At 43.9% G+C, this 360-nt stretch carries 1 pseudogene; it reads right to left on the bottom strand.

The annotated features are described in order from the left end of the window. Nucleotides 1-360, bottom strand: a pseudogene (locus AAEZ03_RS26270) (divalent metal cation transporter); the annotation flags it as partial.

A 360-nucleotide genomic window follows, 5' to 3' on the forward strand; every position in this document is an offset into this window, starting at 1 on the left:
GACCAGAGCAATCATAATCCATTTGGTGACCCCATCAAGCAACTTATAATGACCGGCAATCAGAAAAAACCAGGATACCGCAACGATTATGACCGCTAAACTGATACTAGACAGTCCCACGGAAGCTGGCAGCATAAAGCCCAATATTACCGCCGCAAGTAGTGTCACAGCACCGGTACTAATCACCGCAGATAGGATAGATAAGACAAAATAAATCCATAGATAGGCTTTTGAGCGCTTAGCATAACCGGCGATTAAGCTCTCGCCAGTATCATAGACATAATCTGTACCGAAGCGAAAAAACGGATATTTGAAGACGTTGGCCAAAATAATCATAATGGCCAGCTGCCAGCCATATAT

It is taken from the genome of Pseudomonas sp. HY2-MNA-CIBAN-0224 (genome assembly GCF_040310285.1).
In the GTDB taxonomy this organism is placed as follows: domain Bacteria; phylum Pseudomonadota; class Gammaproteobacteria; order Pseudomonadales; family Pseudomonadaceae; genus Aquipseudomonas; species Aquipseudomonas helleri.